Source organism: Glaciecola sp. G7-5 (assembly GCF_055808975.1).
On record NZ_CM147892.1, the window covers coordinates 311,541 to 332,519 of the forward strand.

Genomic DNA, 20,979 nt, shown 5'->3' on the forward strand with positions numbered 1-20,979 from the left:
CCGGTGCTGATGACGAAGAGGCTAGTTTGTCTCAAGCTTTGTGCAGTCGGTTTGTTTGAGCTCTTCTACAATGTCATCTTTCGTGATCGAGGTATTTTCAGTCGACACCATTAGTGACCAGCAACCCTCTTTTTTCGCTTTTACAGCCTTCATATTAACGGGATCGTGCTGAGGTTTCAGCGCTTTCACACCACCGCCAATGGTGACTATATACAAAGCGGGTCCCGAAAAAGCGATATATGTAAACAGTGGGTTGTTGCGCGTTAAAGCAGGTCCATATTCAACTAGTAAAGCAGCAAGGACAATCCCCACTGCCAATCCTAACAAAGCATAAATAAAATGTGAGCGAAGCATCGACTTACCCACTTGCTTAGAATTCCCTTCTAGTTTACTGCCAATAGCATCGTCGTTTGGCGTTATCAGCTTTATATTGCTTGACCCTAAGCCCAGCTTCGTTTTAAGTATGGTTTTCGCCCTGTCCACCTTCTCAGAAGAAGAATAAGTGGCAATTACTCGTGAATCAAATGGTACATCTGTTACAGCGTTCATTGTAATGGTCTCCTAAAAAAATAAAATGATTTAGTTTTTCATGTCTGCCATGTAGTCTTTCGCTAGGTCACTTTTTTCGTTCTCATTTAATGCCTTTCCAGCTTGTTGAAAAAATTCCTGCTCTTCTTCCACTAAGTGGTGGTCAATTTTATGAGCAAGTTTCTTAAAGGTTATCATCCACTGCGGACTACTCATCTCTAAGTTATCAAGCTCGGCAAGAAACTCATCAATCTCATGATGCTCTGCGACTCCGTGGCGCGACAATTCTACCGTGGCGTCTGACTGCATTAATGGCGCATAGAAATAGCGTTCTTCTGCAACAGCGTGATTTTCAAGTTCCGTCTTCAGTTGCTGATAATAGCTCGACCTCACCTCAGATTCGCCTTGTGTATCTAGCAACAATTTAATAAGTGCTCTTTGTTTATCATGGTCCTTTCTCAACGCTTCAAAGATCTGCATGCTAACTCCTAATTTATTGTAAAAATGCGCTCGATATTGCATATTCATCTCTCTTGGGTCGAGCGGCGCTCGCGTCCTCGGGTGCAATATAATGTTAGTTTTCCAATAAGATGTTTCAAGTTATATGCCAACAATAAAATATGGCTAGTGTATTGAAAAGTATAGATATATTATTAAGCGCAGCATATGCTTAGCTCAGATTTACCTACATTTTTACAAGTTTTCTGAAAAATTTACAGGCAAGGTTTACGCATAGAAGTGACAGGGTATTAGCTTAGAAAAATGCATTTTCTTAAGTAAGTATGCGGGCAAGGGTTTGTTTATCGATAGGCTTAATTAGGTGCTGTTCGATAGGGTATTGTTTAAGTAGGCTTGGATTAGGCTGGCTACCGCTAAGAATGAACACTCGACCACTAATGGGCTTTGCAAACAATGCGTTTAGCAAAGACTCACTAGGGAAATCGGGTAAACCTAAATCCACTAAGTGCACCTGAATCTGTTGATTTTGCGCATTTTGAAGCGCTTGTTCACCGTTGGCAGAATGCAGCACCTTATAGCCTAAACTAACTATCATTAATGACATGATATCAGCACTGTCTGCATCATCTTCAACCAAGTGTAACAATGGCTTATTTTCTACAGGATCGGCGAGTGACTGATTTGACTTGTCACGCTTTTCATCTTTAGCTAGATGTTTCTGCAAAATATCCCACAATACGGTTTTATCCAATGGTTTAGCCACCAGCCCAGAAAAGCCCACACAACGAATTTCGGCTTGTAAACCTTTACCCACGGCTGCAGTCATTGCATAAACAGAGAGTTGTGGATTGAGTTTGCCGATTCGCTCCATAGCCTCTTTTCCTGTCAACACAGGCATATGTAAGTCCATGAAAACCAGATCAAAAGGAGCATTATTAGTATCGGCTCGCTGAATTAAAGAAACCGCTTCTGCACCATGTTTTGCGTACTCTATTGCAACACCAGTTTGTTTAACAAAATGCCCCGCGAGTTGTCTTATCTCAAACAAGTCGTCAACAATCAAAACCTTTCCCGTGAGCAATGGCGCTGATACTGATGACACCTGTGCGCCTTCAAGCGCGAAATCAAATAAAATATGTGTTTGAGGCTCAAAACGACATGGCAATTGCAATGTGAAAACCGAACCTTTCCTAAGCTTCGAGTCTACCTTTAATACACCGCCCATCTGCTTCACAATTTCAGCACTTATTGATAATCCGAGTCCGGCGCCACCGGCTTTACGATTAGCGACGTCTTCAACCTGCTTAAAGGGAGTAAAGATAGTCTGGATTTGCGCATCAGTCATGCCAATACCAGTATCTTCTATTTCAAATGACAATAGTGGCTGTTTGCCCTCATTCAGCAGACTCACAGATATAGTTATACTTCCCCTATCGGTAAATTTGATTGCGTTGCCAATTAGATTAAATAAAACTTGTTTGAAGCGCAGTTCATCAATATAAACAAATTGTGGAATTTTTGAGACGCTTTTAAAGCCAAGGGATAAGCCTTTATCGAGTGCAGAAACACAGAGTAAGGCGTTGATTTCATTTAGCACTTGTTGCAGGTCAGTTTTTTGCGGATTTAATTCGAATTTACCGGCTGAGATTTTGGATAAATCAAGCACATCATTTAGCAGGTTGAGTAAATGCTTTCCGTTATTTGAAATAACATTAAGCTCTTTTTGTAAAGGAAGCGCCTCTTCTTTTTCAAGCAATAATGACGTATAGCCTAAAATAGACGTTAGTGGTGTTCTTAATTCATGACTTAAATGTGCAATAAACCTATCTTTTGCAATATTCTCGGATTCATTAATTTTACCAATATACTTAGCAAACTCGAGTTCTTTTCTTGAGATAGCATATAAAATTGATTTCTCGAAAATCTCTTCATCAATTGACGCTTTTGGAATGAAATCTTGCGCACCAAGTTTGATTGCAACTTTGGCAACCTCTTTATCGTCCTGCCCTGTTAACATAATAATAGGCGTAGCAAGCTGGGCATCTGCGACCGCTTCAAGTACATCAATTCCTTTATAACCCGCTAATCGATAGTCCAAAATACAAATATCGAAGGTACGATGTCGCAATAGACTAACCGCTTCGTCTTTTTCTGAACAACTAACAAAATTACAATTAATGCAACCTAAGCTAGCTAAACGATCCTTAATGATAAAGATATCATCTTCGTCATCGTCTACGATTAAGATTGAACTTAAGCTATTCACACTAGTCCTTTTTTATCATTATGCCTTTTTACTTATTGTCAAAATTTGGAATGGCGGCACATTCAAACCAATAGCTGTTGAATGTCTTCATCATATCAACCAAGGTATTAAACTCTGTTGGCTTAACCATATAGGAAGACGCCCCCAAATTGTATCCTTGTTGGATGTCTTCATCACTGGCACTGGTAGATAGGATGACAACTGGTATAGCCGATAAAATAGGATCTTCTTTTAATTGTTTTAAGGTTTCTCGACCATCCAAAATAGGCATATTCAAATCAAGCAATATCACGCTGGGCAATGCTCTTGTTTCAGCGCCTTCAAACTTGCCTGTTTGCCTTAAAAAGTCCAGTAACTCTTGACCGTCAGCCACGGTAAAACAATTATAATCAGCGCCCGAGGCTTCCATCGCATCTTGTGCTAATAGACGGTCATCTTCATCATCATCAGCAAGCACGATGGTATATGGTGGTGTTATATTTCGCATTTTTTGCAGTCCTTTAAGTGCAAGTGCTAAATAGATTGCTTTACGGAGACTAAACGATTATTGGCAGCTATGATGACATCAAAAACAGCGCCTTCATCGATTTTACCGCTAGCCCTTATTATTCCGTTGTGGCGTTCTACAATTCTTCGGCAAATAGCCAGACCAATCCCAGTACCTTTGAAGCTCTGCCTACTATGCAGCCTTTGAAAGGGCGCAAAAATCTTTTCTGCATGTTCTTGGTCAAATCCAATGCCATTATCCCTAATACTAAAACAATACCAATCACTTAATCCATCTATTTCTATGTCTTTAGGTTGTTCAGTTTTAGTAACCGTAATTTCAACCAATGGCTGCGTGTTCTTTGTTGAGAACTTTACGGCGTTAGCGATTAAGTTAAAGAAAAGCTGCTGCATTTGCGTGGGATCAGCAAATACCTTAGGTGCATCTGCAAGAACTATCTTAGCTTTCGACTCTTCAATCAAAACATTAAGATCATCCACACAGTTAGCAAAAACCTCATTTAAATCCACCTCACTAAAGGGTTTACCCCGAGTTGCCACTCTTGAAAATTCAAGTAAATCGCTAATAAGCGTGCTCATTCTCCCTGCGGCGCCGCGCATCCTTGCCAGATAATCTAATTGCTTTTCTGATAGGTTATCGCCATGTGATGAAAGTCTATCGCCAAATGCCATAATTTTGCGTAAAGGCTCTTGTAAGTCATGAGAGGCTACAAACGCAAAATCCTCTAGTTCTCGATTGCTTCGCGACAACTCCTCAGAAAAAATCGAAAGCTCTTTGGTGCGTTCGTCTACCGCTTTTTGCAAATCTTCATTTCGCGCTTCAATTTCAAGCTGGCGCATTTGATTATTTTTCATGTTCATTCTGGCTAGCATAAAAATGCCTAAAACAAGCAGTAAGCTAGTAATAAAAGAAATGATATTGTTGCGCACCGATTCAGATCTTAACTTTTGAAGCAGCTCAATATGATTATTTCTCATACTGTTTTCGTTAATCTTTATCTGCTCAAACAATTCCAGAATTTGGCTATATAGGAGTCTTCCATGGTCAGTTTCAACAAGTCGTAAAGCTTCACCTACTCGGTTATTCTTTACTTCCAATATCGTGGCTTCTAACTCGCCAATCTTAAAGTTTATTGCTTCAATCAACTCTGCAATTAGTCCTTGTTGTCCGGCGTGTAGCGTCACAATATCTTGTGAGGCTTGTAACAATGTTTTTAGCTTTTGTTTTGCTCCTTGGTAATGCTCCAAATAGGCCACATCTTTTGTTAACAAATAACCTCGCTGACCTGATTCTGCGGTGAGCAAGCTCACATGAGCTTCTTGCAAAGTAATCAAATTGCGATCATATTCACGAATTTTATTTTGTAATTCGTTTAGATCCTCCACCGTTTTTGAACTCATGTAGGTATTTGCACCAATTAACACAAGAAAAAGTATGGCTATTACGACCCAGTTAAGGATAGCGGTGGAATCTCGGCTTTTGACCTGTGGACTCATTTGGACTTTGAGGATGATTGGTTAGCGTTTAGATCTTCGAAAAGCGCTTGTAGCATTTCACTACATAGTTTGGCGTTTTGGATTATTTTTTCCGCCGCTGTGCCAAGTTTTTCTTCATTGTTTGAGGCCTCATTGATCATTTTAACCAACTCGGCTTGCATGCTAATGTTATTCAAAGGTTTGCGAATGTCATGAATACGTTCATTTAAGTCAATCATATTGGTTCACCATAAGCATGAAGGCGGTTGTAGAGAGTCTTTGTTGAAATCCCGAGCATTTCTGCAGCGCTCGTTTTGTTTCCGTCAACCTCTTCTAAGGTGGCGTAAATAAGGGCTTTCTCAACTTGCTCGATGGTACTGCCAGCGCTCATGACATTGCTTGATTTTTGTTTTTGAGAAAACGGTGATTCAAAGCTATCTGGCAACTCTAAAGATTTTGTTCCAGGCTTGCTCATGATAAATGCGCGATGCAAAGTGTGGCGCAGCTCTCTAACATTTCCAGGCCAGTCGTGTTGCTTTAACTGTTCGAGTTGCTGAGCATTGATGCGGTATTGTTCGCCGTGTTCTTTGTTTAGGTCGGCAAGAAACTTTTCGACTAAAAGCTCAATATCTTCTTTTCTGGCACGCAAAGGAGGTATGTCAATTGGAAACACGGCTAAACGGAAATAAATGTCTTCGCGCAGTATATTTTCATTTGCGATTTGTTCCATGGTTCTATTTGTTGCACTTATTACTCTACAATTGATAGGAATTTCTTGCGTGCCACCCACTCTGTTGACCCGTTTGGTTTCAAGTACTCGTAACAAATTTGGCTGCATGTCTATCGGCATTTCGGTTACTTCGTCTAAAAACAAAGTGCCTTTTTCAGCGCGCTCAAACACGCCTTTCTTTTGCCCAACGGCACCCGTAAAAGCACCTTTTTCGTGGCCAAACAATTCGCTACCAATCAGCTCTTTTGACAGACCACCACAGTTGGTCGCAATAAGATCGCCCGCGCTGTTACTTGCATTATGAATTGCTTCAGCGACCAGTTCTTTACCTACACCACTTTCTCCCATAAGCATTACATTAGCTTTGCTCGCCGCGACGCGTTCAATCATGGTGTAAAGGTTTTGCATAGGGGCTGACTCGCCAATCAAGCAATCAAAATGCAAATCTGGCTCAACAGTAGGTGTTTGTTTGGCTTTTGCGTTACTGGTATTTACTTTGGCTTTTTTCGGATTTAACACCGCCTCGAAATCTTCACGCTCAATAGGCTTCATGAGGTAATTGACAGACGGGCCAGCAATATGACTAATAGCCGACTTTATTTTTGGATTACCCGTTATAAAAGTAACCTTAGGCATTCTACCTTTGTTTTGTAAATGCTCATAAATATGCAAACCACTGCCGTCAGGAAGCATGAAATCAATCAGTAAATGATCGAAATCATTGGTTTCTAACCACTGTTTGGCATCTTCAACACTTTCTGCGACTGACACCATGTGGCCTAAAAACTCAATAATATGGCTAGCAACTTCAGTAAAGTCTGGGTCGTCGTCAATTAACAAAATAGATTTCAATTAGGTATCCCTACAAATTGTGTTTTGTGCTTTTTATGCACGGTGTTGTTACAAATGGTGTCTTTATTTACTGTGTAATATTTACAAAATTCTTTGTTCGGCTCTAAAGCCAAAAATGTTATTTTCAATTAATTCAATTACTTAATCAACATCCAATCTTGGCCTTGATCATGCAACCCTAAATCCCAAGGGTATGTTCTAAATGCCTAATCTACATGACATTTAAGGAGAAATAAAATGAAAATAGGTTTAGCAATCTTACTTTTTTTGCGGTACTTATATTTTGCTTAAAAGTGCTAGGCTTGACCGACACATCTCCACTGTTACTTTTCGCTAGCAGTTTTGGCTTGGCCAGCATCATTGGTGTGGTCGCGTTTATTGCGTTCGCTAAAGATGAGAAAGATCGTCACCGCGAATAATGACTACTCGGATTCTGTGACGATTTACAACACAGTGAGCCTAAGTCTAAGCGTTGGTACGAGACCAAAACATTGCGAGCAACTCTAGCTTCAAATAATGTGACTTTACTTTTCATCTACCGTACCGCGCTGGCTTTTACTGTCACCAGCCCACACTCTGCTTAATAGCTGCATTGCCGCGGCTATTTAATTAATTGCATAAGTTCGTCATGGTTTATCTAAAGTAAATTAGTGTAGCAGAGCCGAGATTGTTAAGGTTTCGTGTTTTTAACATCTAACGAATTATCCTTTTCTGCGGTATCAAGCGTTGTTGCGTCAGTTTTGGGAGTCGTGTTGGGAATAGTGACGTCTTTTTTCTTTTCAACTTTATTACTTAGCTCACTACCACTGGCCTCGCCTTTACTAGATGAGACGGTGATGTGGCCGTCAAGGTGAACGTCACGCTGCGGGAACGCTATCACGACATTGTTTTGCGCAAATAACGCATCAATGGCGAAACGAATGTTACTGCGGATTACCCGTAAATCACGCTCAACAGTCGCACTTACCCAGCAATAAACCTCAAATGCCAGTGCGTTGTCACCAAAGTCTTCAAAAATAACTACGGGCTCAGGTTTACTTAGCACGTCTGATTGTGAGGTAGCCGCTTTGTGAATAAGCTCTTTAACCAAATGCGTATCAGAGCCATAGGCAACTCCTACTTTTACTGTTGTTCGAATGAGGGTATCTACTAAGGTCCAGTTAACCACTGTATTCTCTAATAACTTGCTATTTGGAATAAGCATATGTACGCCATCGGTGCGGCGTATTCGGGTAGAGCGGGTATTAATCGTTTCAACAGTGCCTCGTGCTACGCCGTCGACTTCTAAAAAATCGCCGATTCGAATAGGGCGCTCCCACATAAGTATCCAACCACTGATGAAGTTATTAATAATATTTTGCGCACCAAAACCAACACCAATAGCGACCGCTCCTGAAACAAAGGCAAAGGCGGTAAGAGGGACATTAATAAAATCAAGGGTTGTAATCGTTATGCCAATAATCGCCAGCACATACAGCAAGCGCTTAACAAGATGAACAATATCGGGCGCCAAACCTGTCTTTTGCAGCCTCGAGACAAGAAACTTCACTAACCATCTGACCCCAACGATGGCAATAATGATGTAAGCAGGGACAAGCAACAAATCACCCAATGAAATATCTACGCCTTTAATCGTAAACAAAATCATATTTAGATAATCTATTATTAAATCAAAAGTCTCTTTCATTTAGTAAATTCTCATTCAGGTAAACGGACATATAATGGCTAACAATCAGTACTTATTTCTTTAGCAAAGCTAAATGGCTAAAAAGAGGAAAATGATCAGAATCAATGCTCGACAATCTTTTCAACTCGACTAATCTAAAATGATCAGAATGAAAAATATGATCTAAAGGCCATCTCGCTAATACATGCTGGGCGTGAAAAGTATTGAAGAACCCTCTGCCGATTCGAGGGTCAAGAAGACCACTTTTTTCGCGAAAAGAACGGGTGGTTGGTGACCATGCAACATCATTCAAATCGCCACTCACAATTGTTGCTTGCTCTTTGGGTTTCACCATATTGGCAACAAGCATAAGCTCTTTATCTCTTGGCTTTGCGGTTTCGCTCTCGGTTGGACTTGGTGGTTCAGGGTGAATGAAATGACACTTTATTGCCGTATTGTCGTTAAGTTGCAGCTCGCAATGAATAGAAGGAATCCCCTCTTTTATTAAATTAAGTACTTCAATATTCTTGAGTTCATATTTACTATACAAGTGCATGCCATAGAGGTTGTCTAAGGCTCTGGCAACTCTAAAAGGATAATCTTCGTGAAGCGGCTTAAGTGCGTTTTCCCACCACTGATTCGTTTCGAGTGTGACTAAAACGTCTGCTTGGTATTTTTCTACTAGCGCGAGTAGCTTTTTTGATGACCGATTAGTCATCAACACATTTGTTGTGATTATTTTGAGTTGAGGTGTATCTTCGCTAGGGCTTACTTTTTCAACTTCTGCTTTTACTAAAGGAGTAAATGGGATAACCCAATGCAACTGGTAAAACAACAAGATGATTGATATGGCAACAATGGGATAAGCCCAAATTGGAGGCAAGAAAAAGAAGCTGAGTAAGATATTAGCAAAAATAAGGATACTTATTTGTACGCGAGGAAATTCCCAAACTCTGCAAACCCAATGGTTTGACTGTAGCAAGGGAAGGAAGGTCACCATTAGCAAAAGGCAAGTGGCAATCAAAAGTGTGATAAGCATAAGTAGTTATATTCCGTTGTAAAAAAGCACGCCAATCAAACATCAAGGATATGATTTTAGTTACCAATATACACCCAACCTTTGCCAAACCAAAGAAGCGTCGCTAAAACAAAATTGAGGCGCCCATTGGCGCCTCAAAAGGGTCGATCGATTTTTCTCTACTAATCTAGGGTGTTAACGTTCTCTCCCTACACTACTGAGGATCGGCTACTTTTTCCACAAGGGTAAGTTCAGTGCCATCGTTACCGACCGCTTTTTCGAAGGTTTCTTTCACTATCATAGCATCCTTTGATGTAAGACCTTCAACGACTAATTGGGTTTCGCCGTCTTTACTTGTGACTTCTATCTCTTCTTCTACCCCAGCGATTGTCATGGTCAAGGTAGTACTTGGTTCAATCACTTTCGCCATAGCATCTAAATCTTTACCTTCCAGTAACACAGAATCTGGTGTGGTTTCGTCAACAACCATGTCGGTGCTAGCCATCGCAAAGCTGCTGATCATAGCGCTCGTTATAACGACTAATGTTTTGTTTTTGATAAATTTCATTTTAATCTCCTCATGAATCAATTGAAAAATGTTTTGCTTACGCAGCCGACTCATTTTTGGCTCCAGTGCTTTGCGTTTTCTGTTTTGACAACATCGCACTTAGCTTTTCTCCGCCCTTCGCATCAAAATCGAGTGTACGAATAGGGAACGGAATTAAGATGTCGTTTTGTGCTAACGCCTGGTGAATTTGATGCACTGCTTTATGTCTTGCTTGCATAAAGCCCACTTGCCCTGGGTAGTTAATCCAAAACCACACCAGTAAATTTACACTGCTGTCGCCAAAACCTTCCGCAAAGATTTCTACTTCAGTGCCTTCACATACAAAGTCTTCTTTAGATAAACAATCTTTAATAACATCAGACGCATTCATCACATCATCGGCATAAGATATCCCTACGGGTATCTCAATACGGCGTTGACCGGTAGTGGTATAGTTGGTAATGATGTTGCGAAACAAAATTTTGTTGGGAATGATTTCGATTTGCCCAAAAAATGTTTCAACCAAAGTGTTTCGAAGATTTATCGATTTTACCGTACCAAAAACGTCATCAGCTTCTATTACATCACCTATTTCAAAAGGCTTTCGAATGCCCATTGCGATACCAGCAATGAGATTTTCCGTCATATCTTGAAATGCGAAACCAATCGCCAAGCCTATGATCCCTGCGCCCGCTAACAACGACGTTACCGTTCCGGTCAGGCCAAGAAAGTCTAAAGCGATAAAAACACCAGCGATAAAAACTAAAGCCTTAAAAATTGCTGTCAATAAATCTGCAATTTGCGTTGATTCAAATACTCTATGGAGTAATTTCGACATTAAATGAGCCGCGATGCGGGCAATGATGGCAAAGACGAATATCATCACCAAAGCAACTACAAGATTAGGTAGATGCTTTATTGTTATCTCGAGCCAATTCTCCACTTTTCCGTGGATCAGCTTCCAAAAGTTATTTAATGCTTCAAATTCCATGATGTTTCCGTTTTTTCTGGTAGTTGTTGAACGGTGGTTTTGTATTTGTATGTGTTAAAGCGAATCGTCATCTAAGATGCGGCGCTTTTATAGCATGCGGCGCTTTGGCATTCGTAATGAGATAGATCATTATTCGTTTGCGTCTTCAGCGGTTTCCTGAATCTTTTCGCCTGCAGCTTCAATATCTTTACCCGCGCCTTCAATGGTTGCACAGCCTACTGATAGTAAAAGTAGGGTGCTGAGCAATATTGCAAAGCTTGTTCTGTGTCTGTAGATCATGTTCTTACTCCTTGAATATTTGAGGGAAAGCCCGCCAAAGCGGGCTATATCTAATTAACAATCTTTGTCTTTTGCATCAACGTTCTCTTTCACGTCTTCACAAGCATCTTCGACTGCGTTACCCGCATCTTCAACTACTTGGTCAAACTCTTCACCAGCGTCTTCTGCTGGGCCGTCTGAACATGCTGCTAAAGTAAATACAAACATGCTGCTTAGTAAAAGTGTGCTAAATTTTTTCATGGTAATCTTCATAATAATTTCCTTTTATAAATATCTTAAAATAGTTAGTTTATTTGTCTTTATATACCCTTCACATGTCTATGCTGAAGGTTTTTTGCCTCGTAGTGCATTTGCAACTAGTGAAATCACTAACAGCGCAATAAAGATGAAAAACAAAATCTGTGCTATTCCAGTTGCTGCGCCGGCGATGCCACCGAAACCAAAAACTGCTGCAATAATAGCGATAATAAAAAATGTAATTGCCCAACCTAACATAGGATTCTCCTTAGTATTTATATCGTTTTGTTAAAGTCACTTTCACTTATGCCATTTCAATGCCAAAATTTAAATCATTGATTTTATTGGCTTTATTTTTTATCTATTCAAAATTTACGTAAGTTTGAGAATTTTTTACAGTGTAAAGAGAATAATTTACCTAAATTGTACTAAGCTAATTTAGGTGCTAGGTGTTTACGCCCTTTTGAGAGTGCGTTACGTAATGATTATATAAACGGCAAAATAATTGCATTGAATTTGCTTAAAGACTCTTATAAGTATTGGAGAAAAAGCGGTTCTTCAAGGTTCTTAGCAGGCAATATCTATCTCACTTGAGATGCAAAAGCTAATAAAAGAGGGTTTATATATTTAGCAGGTTAACAACAAGGAAAATACAATGACTACGGCAAATAACTATATTTCAGAACTCACAATTAATGGTTCAAATTACCAATATTGCAAGCTATCTAACCTACAAAGCGATATATCGCATTTGCCACTTACAGCCAAAATTCTTCTCGAAAATCTTCTAAGGCACAGCAACGAAAGCTTCGTGCAAGAAAGCGATATAAAGGCCTTGGTAGAATGGGATACCAAAAGTCCTTCTACGACAGAAATAGCCTTTGTGCCATCCAGAGTCATTCTTCAAGATTTTACCGGCGTGCCAGCTGTTGTCGATTTAGCAGCAATGCGCAACGCCATGCAGGACTTAGGCGGTGACCCTAATAAAATCAATCCACTCAAGCCTGTAGATTTAGTAATCGACCACTCAATTATGGTTGACGAGTACGGTCAAGAAGACTCTTTTGAACACAATACAAAACTTGAGGTTGAGCGGAATAAAGAACGTTACCAATTTTTGAAATGGGGACAAAATGCCTTTGATAACTTTAAAGTTGTACCGCCTGGCAAAGGGATTGTGCACCAAGTTAATTTAGAGTTTTTGGCGCGTGTTACTTTTGTTGATGATGAGCAGAAAACGCCCGTTCTCTACCCTGACACATTGGTAGGGACTGATTCACACACCACGATGATTAATGGCTTAGGGGTATTAGGATGGGGCGTAGGTGGTATTGAGGCAGAAGCGGCTATGCTAGGACAGCCTGTGACTATGCTTATACCTGAGGTTGTCGGTATGGAGTTAAAAGGTAAATTACCAGCCGGAACCACCGCTACGGATTTAGTGCTAGCTGTTACCCAACAACTCCGTCAATTTGGAGTCGTTGGTAAATTTGTAGAGTTTTTTGGCGAAGGACTTAAATATTTAACAGTAGCTGACCGTGCGACTCTTGCGAATATGTCACCTGAGTATGGAGCAACCTGCGGTCTTTTCCCTATCGACCAGCAAACACTAGACTACCTTAGATTAACCGGCCGTAGTGAAAAACAAATCGATATTATTGAGAAATATGCTAAAGCACAAGACATGTGGGGAAGCGAAGCCCAGGCAAATGCGAAATACCATGCAACCTTGAGTCTGGACCTAAGTAGTATTGTTCCCTGTATTGCAGGCCCCAAAAGACCTCAAGATAAAATACCATTAGACCAAGCGGCAAGCGCCTTTAAAACATGGGTACAAGAACAACGAGATTTAGCTATCAAGCCGGAGGAAAAATCCAAAGAGCGCTTTGATGAAGAAGGAGGCGTTAACAATATTGGAGAGAAGTCCAACGTTTCTTGTGCATATAAAGGTCAAGACTTTGAGCTTAACGAGGGCGCTGTTGTCATTGCCGCAATTACCAGTTGCACGAATACATCAAACCCTTCTGTACTCGTTGCGGCTGCGATAGTCGCACAAAAAGCCAATCGCCTAGGTCTACAGGTAAAACCATGGGTCAAAACTAGCTTCGCTCCGGGATCTCAAGTCGTAACCGAATATCTTAACGAAGCAGGCTTATCAAAAGAGCTCAATCAACTAGGATTCAATTTGGTAGGTTACGGATGCACAACATGTATAGGTAATTCAGGCCCCTTGCCCGAGGCAATTTCAAACGCAATCAAGCAAGGAGACTTAACCGTGAGTTCGGTCCTCTCTGGTAATCGAAATTTTGAAGGCAGGATCCACTCTGATGTGAAAGCGAATTATTTAGCATCACCGCCTTTAGTAATTGCCTATGCTTTGGCAGGAAATATGAATATTGATATCACCACCGAAGCATTGGGTAAAGATAAAGATGGAAAGCCAGTATATCTGAAAGATCTATGGCCTAGCCAAAAAGAAGTGCAAGATATTGTGACTCGTGTGGTAACTAAAAAAATGTTTTCGGATAAATATAGTTCCATTTATGAAGGCGGAGATATTTGGGATAACTTACCTACGGTTGACACTTCCATCTACGAATGGCCCCAAAGCACTTATGTAAAAAAACCCAGTTTCTTTGACGGCATGCAAGTTGACGCACCTGCAATTAAAAGTATTGAAAACGCTCGTTGTCTGCTAAAACTTGCAGATAGCGTAACGACGGATCATATTTCGCCAGCCGGCTCGATAGGCAAAAGTACGCCAGCGGCAGAGTATTTACAAAACAATGGTGTTAAACCAAAAGACTTTAACTCCTATGGTTCACGCCGAGGAAATCACGAAGTGATGATGCGTGGAACCTTTGCCAACGTGCGCCTCAGAAACGAACTCGCACCTGGTACGGAAGGCGGTATTACCCAAAAACAACCGGGCGGGGAACAAATGAGTGTGTTTGAAGCGGCGCAACAATACACCGCAGATGGCATCCCAAGTATCGTTATTGCCGGTAAAGAATACGGTACAGGAAGCTCGCGCGATTGGGCTGCAAAAGGACCATTGTTACTTGGCGTAAAAGCGGTTATCGCACAAACTTATGAGCGTATCCACCGTTCAAACTTGATTGGCATGGGTATATTACCCCTGCAGTTTAAGTCGGGTGAAGGCGCTGATACTTATGATTTGACCGGGATTGAAGCATTCTCTATTGAAGCCATTGAAGCCGGGCAAACAGAAGCAGAAGTTAAGGTCACAAGACACGATGGCAACACCACGCGGTTTATGACCGACATTCGCATCGATACGCCCAACGAGTTTGAGTATTTCCGTCATGGCGGTATTTTGCAATATGTGATTCGCTCATTGCTGTAGGCAAAACTTAATACCCGCTCATTCGTGGGTGAAGGGAAAAGTGGCTTTTGCTACTTTTCCTCTTCTTCAGCTTTAGGTGCTTGGGGTGGCTGTTGCATACGCGCTGACTCCACTAAGTGCGCATTGCGGGTATTTTTCATCAATTTCACACGATTGTGCATCGCCGCTTTAGCAAGAATGTGCGCGGTAACCGGTGCGGTAATGACTAAGAACAAGGTAATCAGTAGCTCGTTAACACTCAAATGGCCGCGTGAATCATACATATAAATCATAGAGGCGATTAAGATGCTACCGAGGCCGAGCGTTGTCGCTTTCGTTGGTGCATGTAAACGCACGTACAAATCCTTCAAGCGAAGCAATCCAATGGAACCTACTAGCACAAACAAACCGCCTAGAATAAGCAGTATAGATATTATTAGTTCACTGGTAAAACTCATAACGCTTCCTTATTCAATTATATCGCCGCGCAGTAAATACTTACCAAAGGCAACGCTGCTTACAAAGCCCAACATCGCGATAAGCAAAGCCGCTTCAAAATACAAAGGCGTTTTGTTGTAAATGCCAAACAGCAAAATAAGTGCAATACTGTTAATGTACATCGTGTCGAGCGCCAAGATCCGGTCGACTACGTGAGGGCCAATAATTAGACGCCAAAGGTTTAGTACCAGCGCAAGGCTGAGCATACCCGCAACCAGCAACACAGCTATTTCTAACATCCGAATATCTCCTTAACACGCGACTCGTAACGCTGTTTGATTAAATCGATCACTTCTTGTTCATTCTCAGGCATATTGAGCACGTGAACATATAACCATTTTTTGTCTTTTGATACCTCTGCGCTTACCGTACCCGGCGTCATGGTGACGGTGCTAGCAAGTACCGTAATTGGCAACATGTCGGGTAAATCGATAGGAACGGCCACAAAGCCCGGTTTAATTTTGCGCATCGGGCCAACAACTAAAAACGCCACTTCGACGTTCGCCACTAAGATATCTTTGAGTACAACTAATGTATAAGTAATTGCTTTAAAAGGCCTTTTTATTTTTGGCTGGGGAACACGTAAGGGCTCACATAATATTGGAATACAAATAGCCAACACACTGCCCAATAGTATATGACCTAAACTCAAGGTCGTATTTAACATCAACCACACAATGAACAGCAACAAGCTATGCATTGGCATAGGTAATAAACGAGACATTGCACCTGAAAATATACTCATTGTGAAGCTCCATCTAAATTCATAATGTTGATGAGAGAGTCAATATCGTGCAGTTGAGCCGCAGCACTATTTGTGTAGTCGATGATACCTGCACCAAATAATGCAATAAGTGGTGAAGCCAATAACAATAACAAAGTCCCACTTAGTTGCCACTTCGAAACGCTAAGGGAATTGTCGTTATCGTTGCTTTGAGAAGTACGCCAAAACAAAGTTGTACCAGCCCGAGATAGGGCGATTATCGTCATTAAACTCGATATCAAAATCACAAACCATACCCACGTGCGTTGCTCAGAGTCGATGGCAGATTGCAAGATAACAAGTTTCCCTAAAAAGCCAGAGAACGGAGGCAGGCCAGCCACCGCCATAGCGACAATGACAAAGAGTATGCCGAATAAGGATTGCTGCTGAAGTTTTCTCGCAATAACGAAGTAATCAAGGGCCCTACCTCGTTGCTGCCCAATCATATCAGCAAGCAAGAACAAGGCAGCAGTAACCAAAGTACTATGAATAAGATATAAAAAGCCTGCAGCAGACGCCTCGGGCGTACCTAGAGCAAAGGCAATAAGTAAGGTACCCACTGACACAATCACCAAATTGCCGGCCAAAGAACGTAAGTTAGGACTCGCTAACGCGCCAATTGTACCAATAACAACAGTAAGAATGGCTAGTGGCCAAATCCATGGCTGAGCCATATTCGCTAATTCACCGGCTTGCTCACCAAATACAACGGTATAGACACGAAATATACAATATACCCCTACTTTGGTCATTATCGCAAAAAGGGCAGCAACAGGGGCACTGGCCGCAGCATAAGTTTGGGGCAGCCAAAAATGAAGAGGCAACATAGCCGCTTTCAAACCAAACACGATGAGCATTAACGAAGCACCAGCCTGTGCAATTTGCGCTTGGCTATCTGACAACTCAGGAATACGCAATGCCATATCGGCAATATTAAGCGTACCGGTTACCCCATAGAGCGTACCCAAGGCAAACAAAAACAAACTCGAACCAATTAAATTCAGAATAACGTAATGTACGTTCGCCGCGGTTTTCTGCTTTCCACCACCATGAATAAGCAAGGTGTAAGAAGCAATCAATAATACTTCAAAAAATACAAAGAGGTTGAACAAATCATTGGTTAGAAAAGCACCAATGATGCCCAATAACTGAAACTGCACAAGTGGGTGGAAGTACTTACCGTCGCGGTCGCTTCCGCCAATCGAATATATGGTTACGCCCAAACCCAAAAAGCTAGTGAGCGCCACAAGCATGGCGGCAAGTTGATCGACGTATAAAATTATGCCGAATGGAGGTTGCCAGTCACCCACCGCATACATCATGGCACCGTTTTGTAGCACTTGTTGCATAAGCACTATAGCGCAAACCATCTGCATAAGTGATAACACTAAAGCAGCAACTCGCCTATGTTGATATTTCTTCACCCCAGCAAAGGGTGGCAACAACAGAAACAAGCCACCTAACAATGGGATTAAGATTGGAAGAATAGGCAAATGTTGCATCATGCTTTATCCCCGCCCGGTTTGTTTATGAACTTGTCACTATCGGGAGGATCTCTTCCGTCTACAAAATCATTGCCAAGATCAGCACGCGCCCTAATAGCTAAAATCACCACAAAAGCAATCATTGCAAAACCAATAACAATAGCAGTCAAGGTAAGTGCTTGGGGCAAGGGGTCTGCGTATTTATCAGCCATTCCCAATATTGCTGCGCCATCAAGGTTCAAACGGCCACTAGAAAATAGAAACAAGTTGACCGCGTATGACAACATCGTTAAGCCAACTACCACTGAAAACGTGCGCCCCCGCAAGCACAAAAACACGCCGCAAAAGGTTAAAACGCCAACACAAATTACGTATACAGTTTCCATTAATCCTCCGCAGTTGGGCGATGAACTGAGGTAAGCTTACCTAAATTCGCCAAAATGAGTAATGTGGCACCTACCACCGTTAAATAAACACCTAAATCAAATACCAAGGCGCTCGCTAATTCGATTTCACCAATAAATGGAATATCAAAATAATCAAACCAGGTTGTCATAAAGGGTCGGTCGAAGAACCAACTACCAATGCCGGTCAGCGTTGCAATAAGCACACCCAATGCAATCAAGGTTTGATAATCCACTTTGATACGAGGTTTAACCCACTCTACGCCGTGTGCTATATACTGCTGGATAATGGCAACAGAAGTGATCAAGCCAGCAATAAATCCGCCACCGGGCATATTGTGTCCGCGCAAAAATATATAAAACGAAACCAATAAAGCAAGTGGCAACAGGCTTTGCGATATCATCGTTAAGATAGGCGGATGTATATCCAAAGACCATTTTAGCCCTCTGTAATTTGCCGTTGGCATAGACAAACGCACTCGTGCCAACAATTTAAATATACCCAGTGCGGCAATGCCTAAGACAAGAATTTCACCTAAGGTATCCATGCCCCTGAAATCTACTAAAATGACGTTTACGGCGTTAGTACCGCCACCGCCAGTTTTACTATTCTCCAAGAAAAACGAAGAAATACTGTCTAAAGGTTGCGTAATAAAGGCATAGTTAATCGTCGCAACCAAGCCGCCTATTGCCGCAGCAATACCAACATCTCGCACCACACGAGAGGGAGAGGATTCAGAGGGGGTTTTTTGCGGTAGAAAATAAAGCGCAAGCATCAGTAAAATAACCGTCACCACCTCTACTGCGAGTTGTGTTAAGGCTAAATCAGGTGCCGAAAATCGAGCAAAAGCAATTGACACAATTAAGCCCACTACCGATAAGGTAATAAGCGCGATCATTCGTTTGCGATGATAAATAACGGTAGCGATGGCACTTAAACACAATAAGATAGCTGCTGTTATTTCAACTCCGCCAATGGCTTGGTCAGGGAAATTAATGTCTGCGGTATCAAGATTAAGCAGCGGCACTGCAGTGATGAAAATCGTAAACAGCAACATCACGGCTATATAGCGTTGTAGGGAGCCATTGCTAAAATATTCATGGATTTTGGTCGCATAATTCACGAGTTTCTGAATATTGTCCTCAAAAATATACTTCGCGTCTGACTCTTTAAATTGGGCTTGAAAACGAAATAAATGATTACGATAGGCATAAATTAACAAGCCGCCGCCTATGGCGATTACGCTCATCAGCAAGGGGAGATTAAAACCATGCCATATCGATAGGCTATAATAGGGTAGTTCAGTCATCAATACAGAAGACGCTGCTGACGACAAAAGATCGCCAATGATGAGGTTTGGAAAAATACCTACCAACAAGCACAAGGCAACGAGTATCTCGATAGGCACTTTCATGTAACGAGGCGGCTCGTGCGGCGTTTTAGGTAAGTCTATGGGATCGCCATTGAAAAATACATCATGAATGAAGCGCATGGAATAAGCCACCGCAAATATCCCTGCTAACGTAGCCAATACCGGAATCACCCACGACAAGAAACCAAGTGCTGATGCATGTAGCGTTTCGGCCAAAAACATTTCTTTAGACAAAAAGCCGTTGAAAAGTGGAACGCCCGCCATCGATGCTGCGGCCACCATCGCTAATGTTGCCGTGTAAGGCATAAAGCGCCACAATCCATTCAGTTTACGCATATCGCGCGTACCTGATTCATGGTCGATAATGCCTGCCGCCATAAATAATGAGGCTTTAAATACAGCATGGTTCATTATATGAAACAGAGCAGCAACGGCCGCAAGCTTGGTATCAAGCCCCAGCAGTAAGGTGATTAGCCCAAGATGGCTTATAGTCGAGTAGGCCAAAAGACCCTTTAGGTCATGTTTAAATAGGGCAATATAGGCGCCTAATAATAAGGTCATTAAGCCCGTCATACTGACAATTAAAAACCACATTTCTGTTCCCGCAAGGACTGGGTAGAAACGCGCAAGTAGAAATATTCCGGCTTTTACCATTGTTGCCGAGTGTAAGTAAGCACTAACTGGCGTAGGCGCTGCCATAGCATGGGGTAACCAAAAGTGAAAAGGAAACTGCGCAGATTTTGTAAATGCACCTAAGAGTATTAGGATAAGTGCGACTGGGTATAGTGCGTGCTCTCTAATTAAATCACCGCTTGCTAATATTACACTCAGTTCGTAACTGCCCACCATATCTGCGACTATCAACAAACCCGCTAATAAAGCTAAACCACCGGCGCCTGTTACCGTGAGGGCCATTCGAGCGCCTTTACGAGATTCTGACTTAGACGACCAAAAGCTAATTAATAAAAAGGAACTAATACTCGTTACTTCCCAAGCCATCCAAAGCTGCAGCACATTATTTGAAAGCACGATGGATAACATCGCCGTCATAAACAAAATTAGGTAAGCAAAAAAGCGACCCACAGCTTCTTTTTCAGATAAGTAATACCTTGCATACAATATAATGAGCAAGCCTATACCCAAAATTAACAACGAGAACATTAAAGCAAGCCCGTCAAGGCGCATAGACAGGCTTAAGCCAATTGAGGGGATCCATTGTAAATACTCAGTAACAACATTTCCTGAGAGTACGGCCGGTAGTAAAGTGATGATATAAGCTAAGGCAATCGCAGGTGCGATCATAGTGCAAATGGTATTAACAGTGCGTCCAAACCGCTCGGTCAGTACTGGCACTAAAACGCCCATCAGCAGTATTGCTGTAATCCAAAATAAGCTCATCGTTTGATTGTGCTCCAAATTTTAATGTTGCGCTTATCAAGCACTTTGACAAAAGCCCGTACTTTAATATGAATTAATAAAAAAGCTATAGATATCATTACACTTTTTTAATAATTTGGGATCTTTGCAAAAAAGCACGAATAATGCGAAGTAGCAG

The 20,979-nt window shown here is 41.6% G+C and carries 21 protein-coding genes; 1 reads left to right on the forward strand and 20 read right to left on the reverse strand.

Annotated elements, in window-relative coordinates; genetic code table 11:
* Positions 1–21 precede the first annotated feature (21 nt).
* The 14 genes from AC0L6H_RS01275 to AC0L6H_RS01340 form a co-directional block, all read right to left on the reverse strand.
* Positions 22–549, reverse strand: coding sequence for a hypothetical protein (locus tag AC0L6H_RS01275; RefSeq protein WP_473392083.1), 528 nt, complete (start codon positions 547–549; stop codon positions 22–24).
* Between the two features lie 30 nt (positions 550–579).
* On the reverse strand, positions 580–1,008 hold the full coding sequence (locus AC0L6H_RS01280) for a hemerythrin domain-containing protein (protein ID WP_473392084.1): 429 nt from the start codon (positions 1,006–1,008) through the stop codon (positions 580–582).
* Positions 1,009–1,300: 292 nt separating this feature from the next.
* Positions 1,301–3,253 carry a response regulator gene (locus tag AC0L6H_RS01285; RefSeq protein WP_473392085.1) on the reverse strand — a complete coding sequence of 651 codons (1,953 nt, stop codon included), beginning with the start codon at positions 3,251–3,253 and terminating at the stop codon, positions 1,301–1,303.
* 28 nt (positions 3,254–3,281) lie between these two features.
* A complete protein-coding gene (locus AC0L6H_RS01290) occupies positions 3,282–3,740 on the reverse strand; it encodes a response regulator (RefSeq protein WP_473392086.1) in 459 nt (152 codons plus the stop codon).
* Positions 3,741–3,766: 26 nt separating this feature from the next.
* Positions 3,767–5,161, reverse strand: a complete 1,395-nt coding sequence (locus AC0L6H_RS01295) for a sensor histidine kinase (protein ID WP_473392088.1) — start codon at positions 5,159–5,161, stop codon at positions 3,767–3,769.
* Positions 5,162–5,253: 92 nt separating this feature from the next.
* Complete coding sequence (locus AC0L6H_RS01300; RefSeq protein ID WP_473392090.1) at positions 5,254–5,475, reverse strand: histidine kinase dimerization/phospho-acceptor domain-containing protein; 222 nt, start codon at positions 5,473–5,475, stop codon at positions 5,254–5,256.
* Positions 5,472–6,818: a sigma-54-dependent transcriptional regulator gene (locus AC0L6H_RS01305; protein ID WP_473392091.1), complete on the reverse strand. Its 1,347-nt coding sequence runs from the start codon at positions 6,816–6,818 to the stop codon at positions 5,472–5,474. Before AC0L6H_RS01305 ends, AC0L6H_RS01300 begins: the two co-directional genes overlap by 4 nt.
* A 670-nt stretch (positions 6,819–7,488) precedes the next feature.
* Entirely contained in the window at positions 7,489–8,505 is a 1,017-nt protein-coding gene (locus tag AC0L6H_RS01310) for a mechanosensitive ion channel family protein (protein ID WP_473392092.1), read from the reverse strand.
* Between the two features lie 52 nt (positions 8,506–8,557).
* Positions 8,558–9,523, reverse strand: a complete 966-nt coding sequence (locus tag AC0L6H_RS01315) for an endonuclease/exonuclease/phosphatase family protein (protein ID WP_473392094.1) — start codon at positions 9,521–9,523, stop codon at positions 8,558–8,560.
* A gap of 193 nt (positions 9,524–9,716) precedes the next feature.
* On the reverse strand, positions 9,717–10,070 hold the full coding sequence (locus AC0L6H_RS01320) for a hypothetical protein (RefSeq protein ID WP_473392095.1): 354 nt from the start codon (positions 10,068–10,070) through the stop codon (positions 9,717–9,719).
* Positions 10,071–10,107: 37 nt separating this feature from the next.
* On the reverse strand, positions 10,108–11,040 hold the full coding sequence (locus tag AC0L6H_RS01325; protein WP_473392097.1) for a mechanosensitive ion channel family protein: 933 nt from the start codon (positions 11,038–11,040) through the stop codon (positions 10,108–10,110).
* 129 nt (positions 11,041–11,169) lie between these two features.
* A complete protein-coding gene (locus AC0L6H_RS01330; RefSeq protein WP_473392098.1) occupies positions 11,170–11,319 on the reverse strand; it encodes an entericidin A/B family lipoprotein in 150 nt (49 codons plus the stop codon).
* Between the two features lie 54 nt (positions 11,320–11,373).
* The gene (locus tag AC0L6H_RS01335) at positions 11,374–11,559 is read right to left on the reverse strand and encodes a hypothetical protein (protein WP_473394445.1); all 186 of its coding nucleotides are present in this window, start codon (positions 11,557–11,559) and stop codon (positions 11,374–11,376) included.
* A gap of 78 nt (positions 11,560–11,637) precedes the next feature.
* Complete coding sequence (locus tag AC0L6H_RS01340; protein WP_473392099.1) at positions 11,638–11,814, reverse strand: DUF1328 domain-containing protein; 177 nt, start codon at positions 11,812–11,814, stop codon at positions 11,638–11,640.
* A 397-nt stretch (positions 11,815–12,211) separates the two neighbouring features.
* Here AC0L6H_RS01340 and acnA point away from each other — a divergent pair, with 397 nt between their 5' ends.
* On the forward strand, positions 12,212–14,923 hold the full coding sequence (gene acnA / locus AC0L6H_RS01345; protein ID WP_473392101.1) for an aconitate hydratase AcnA: 2,712 nt from the start codon (positions 12,212–12,214) through the stop codon (positions 14,921–14,923).
* A 50-nt stretch (positions 14,924–14,973) separates the two neighbouring features.
* On the opposite strand, the gene AC0L6H_RS01350 is transcribed toward acnA, so the two are convergent.
* From AC0L6H_RS01350 to AC0L6H_RS01375, 6 genes are read right to left on the reverse strand one after another with little or no spacing between them, the layout of a single operon-like run.
* The gene (locus AC0L6H_RS01350; protein ID WP_473392102.1) at positions 14,974–15,360 is read right to left on the reverse strand and encodes a Na+/H+ antiporter subunit G; all 387 of its coding nucleotides are present in this window, start codon (positions 15,358–15,360) and stop codon (positions 14,974–14,976) included.
* 9 nt (positions 15,361–15,369) lie between these two features.
* On the reverse strand, positions 15,370–15,639 hold the full coding sequence (locus AC0L6H_RS01355) for a K+/H+ antiporter subunit F (RefSeq protein ID WP_473392104.1): 270 nt from the start codon (positions 15,637–15,639) through the stop codon (positions 15,370–15,372).
* Positions 15,633–16,145 carry a Na+/H+ antiporter subunit E gene (locus AC0L6H_RS01360; RefSeq protein ID WP_473392105.1) on the reverse strand — a complete coding sequence of 171 codons (513 nt, stop codon included), beginning with the start codon at positions 16,143–16,145 and terminating at the stop codon, positions 15,633–15,635. Before AC0L6H_RS01360 ends, AC0L6H_RS01355 begins: the two co-directional genes overlap by 7 nt.
* On the reverse strand, positions 16,142–17,668 hold the full coding sequence (locus tag AC0L6H_RS01365; RefSeq protein WP_473392106.1) for a monovalent cation/H+ antiporter subunit D: 1,527 nt from the start codon (positions 17,666–17,668) through the stop codon (positions 16,142–16,144). Before AC0L6H_RS01365 ends, AC0L6H_RS01360 begins: the two co-directional genes overlap by 4 nt.
* Positions 17,665–18,033 carry a Na+/H+ antiporter subunit C gene (locus AC0L6H_RS01370; RefSeq protein ID WP_473392107.1) on the reverse strand — a complete coding sequence of 123 codons (369 nt, stop codon included), beginning with the start codon at positions 18,031–18,033 and terminating at the stop codon, positions 17,665–17,667. Before AC0L6H_RS01370 ends, AC0L6H_RS01365 begins: the two co-directional genes overlap by 4 nt.
* Complete coding sequence (locus AC0L6H_RS01375; RefSeq protein ID WP_473392108.1) at positions 18,033–20,822, reverse strand: monovalent cation/H+ antiporter subunit A; 2,790 nt, start codon at positions 20,820–20,822, stop codon at positions 18,033–18,035. The genes AC0L6H_RS01370 and AC0L6H_RS01375 overlap by 1 nt, the downstream gene beginning before the upstream one ends.
* Positions 20,823–20,979: the final 157 nt, after the last annotated feature.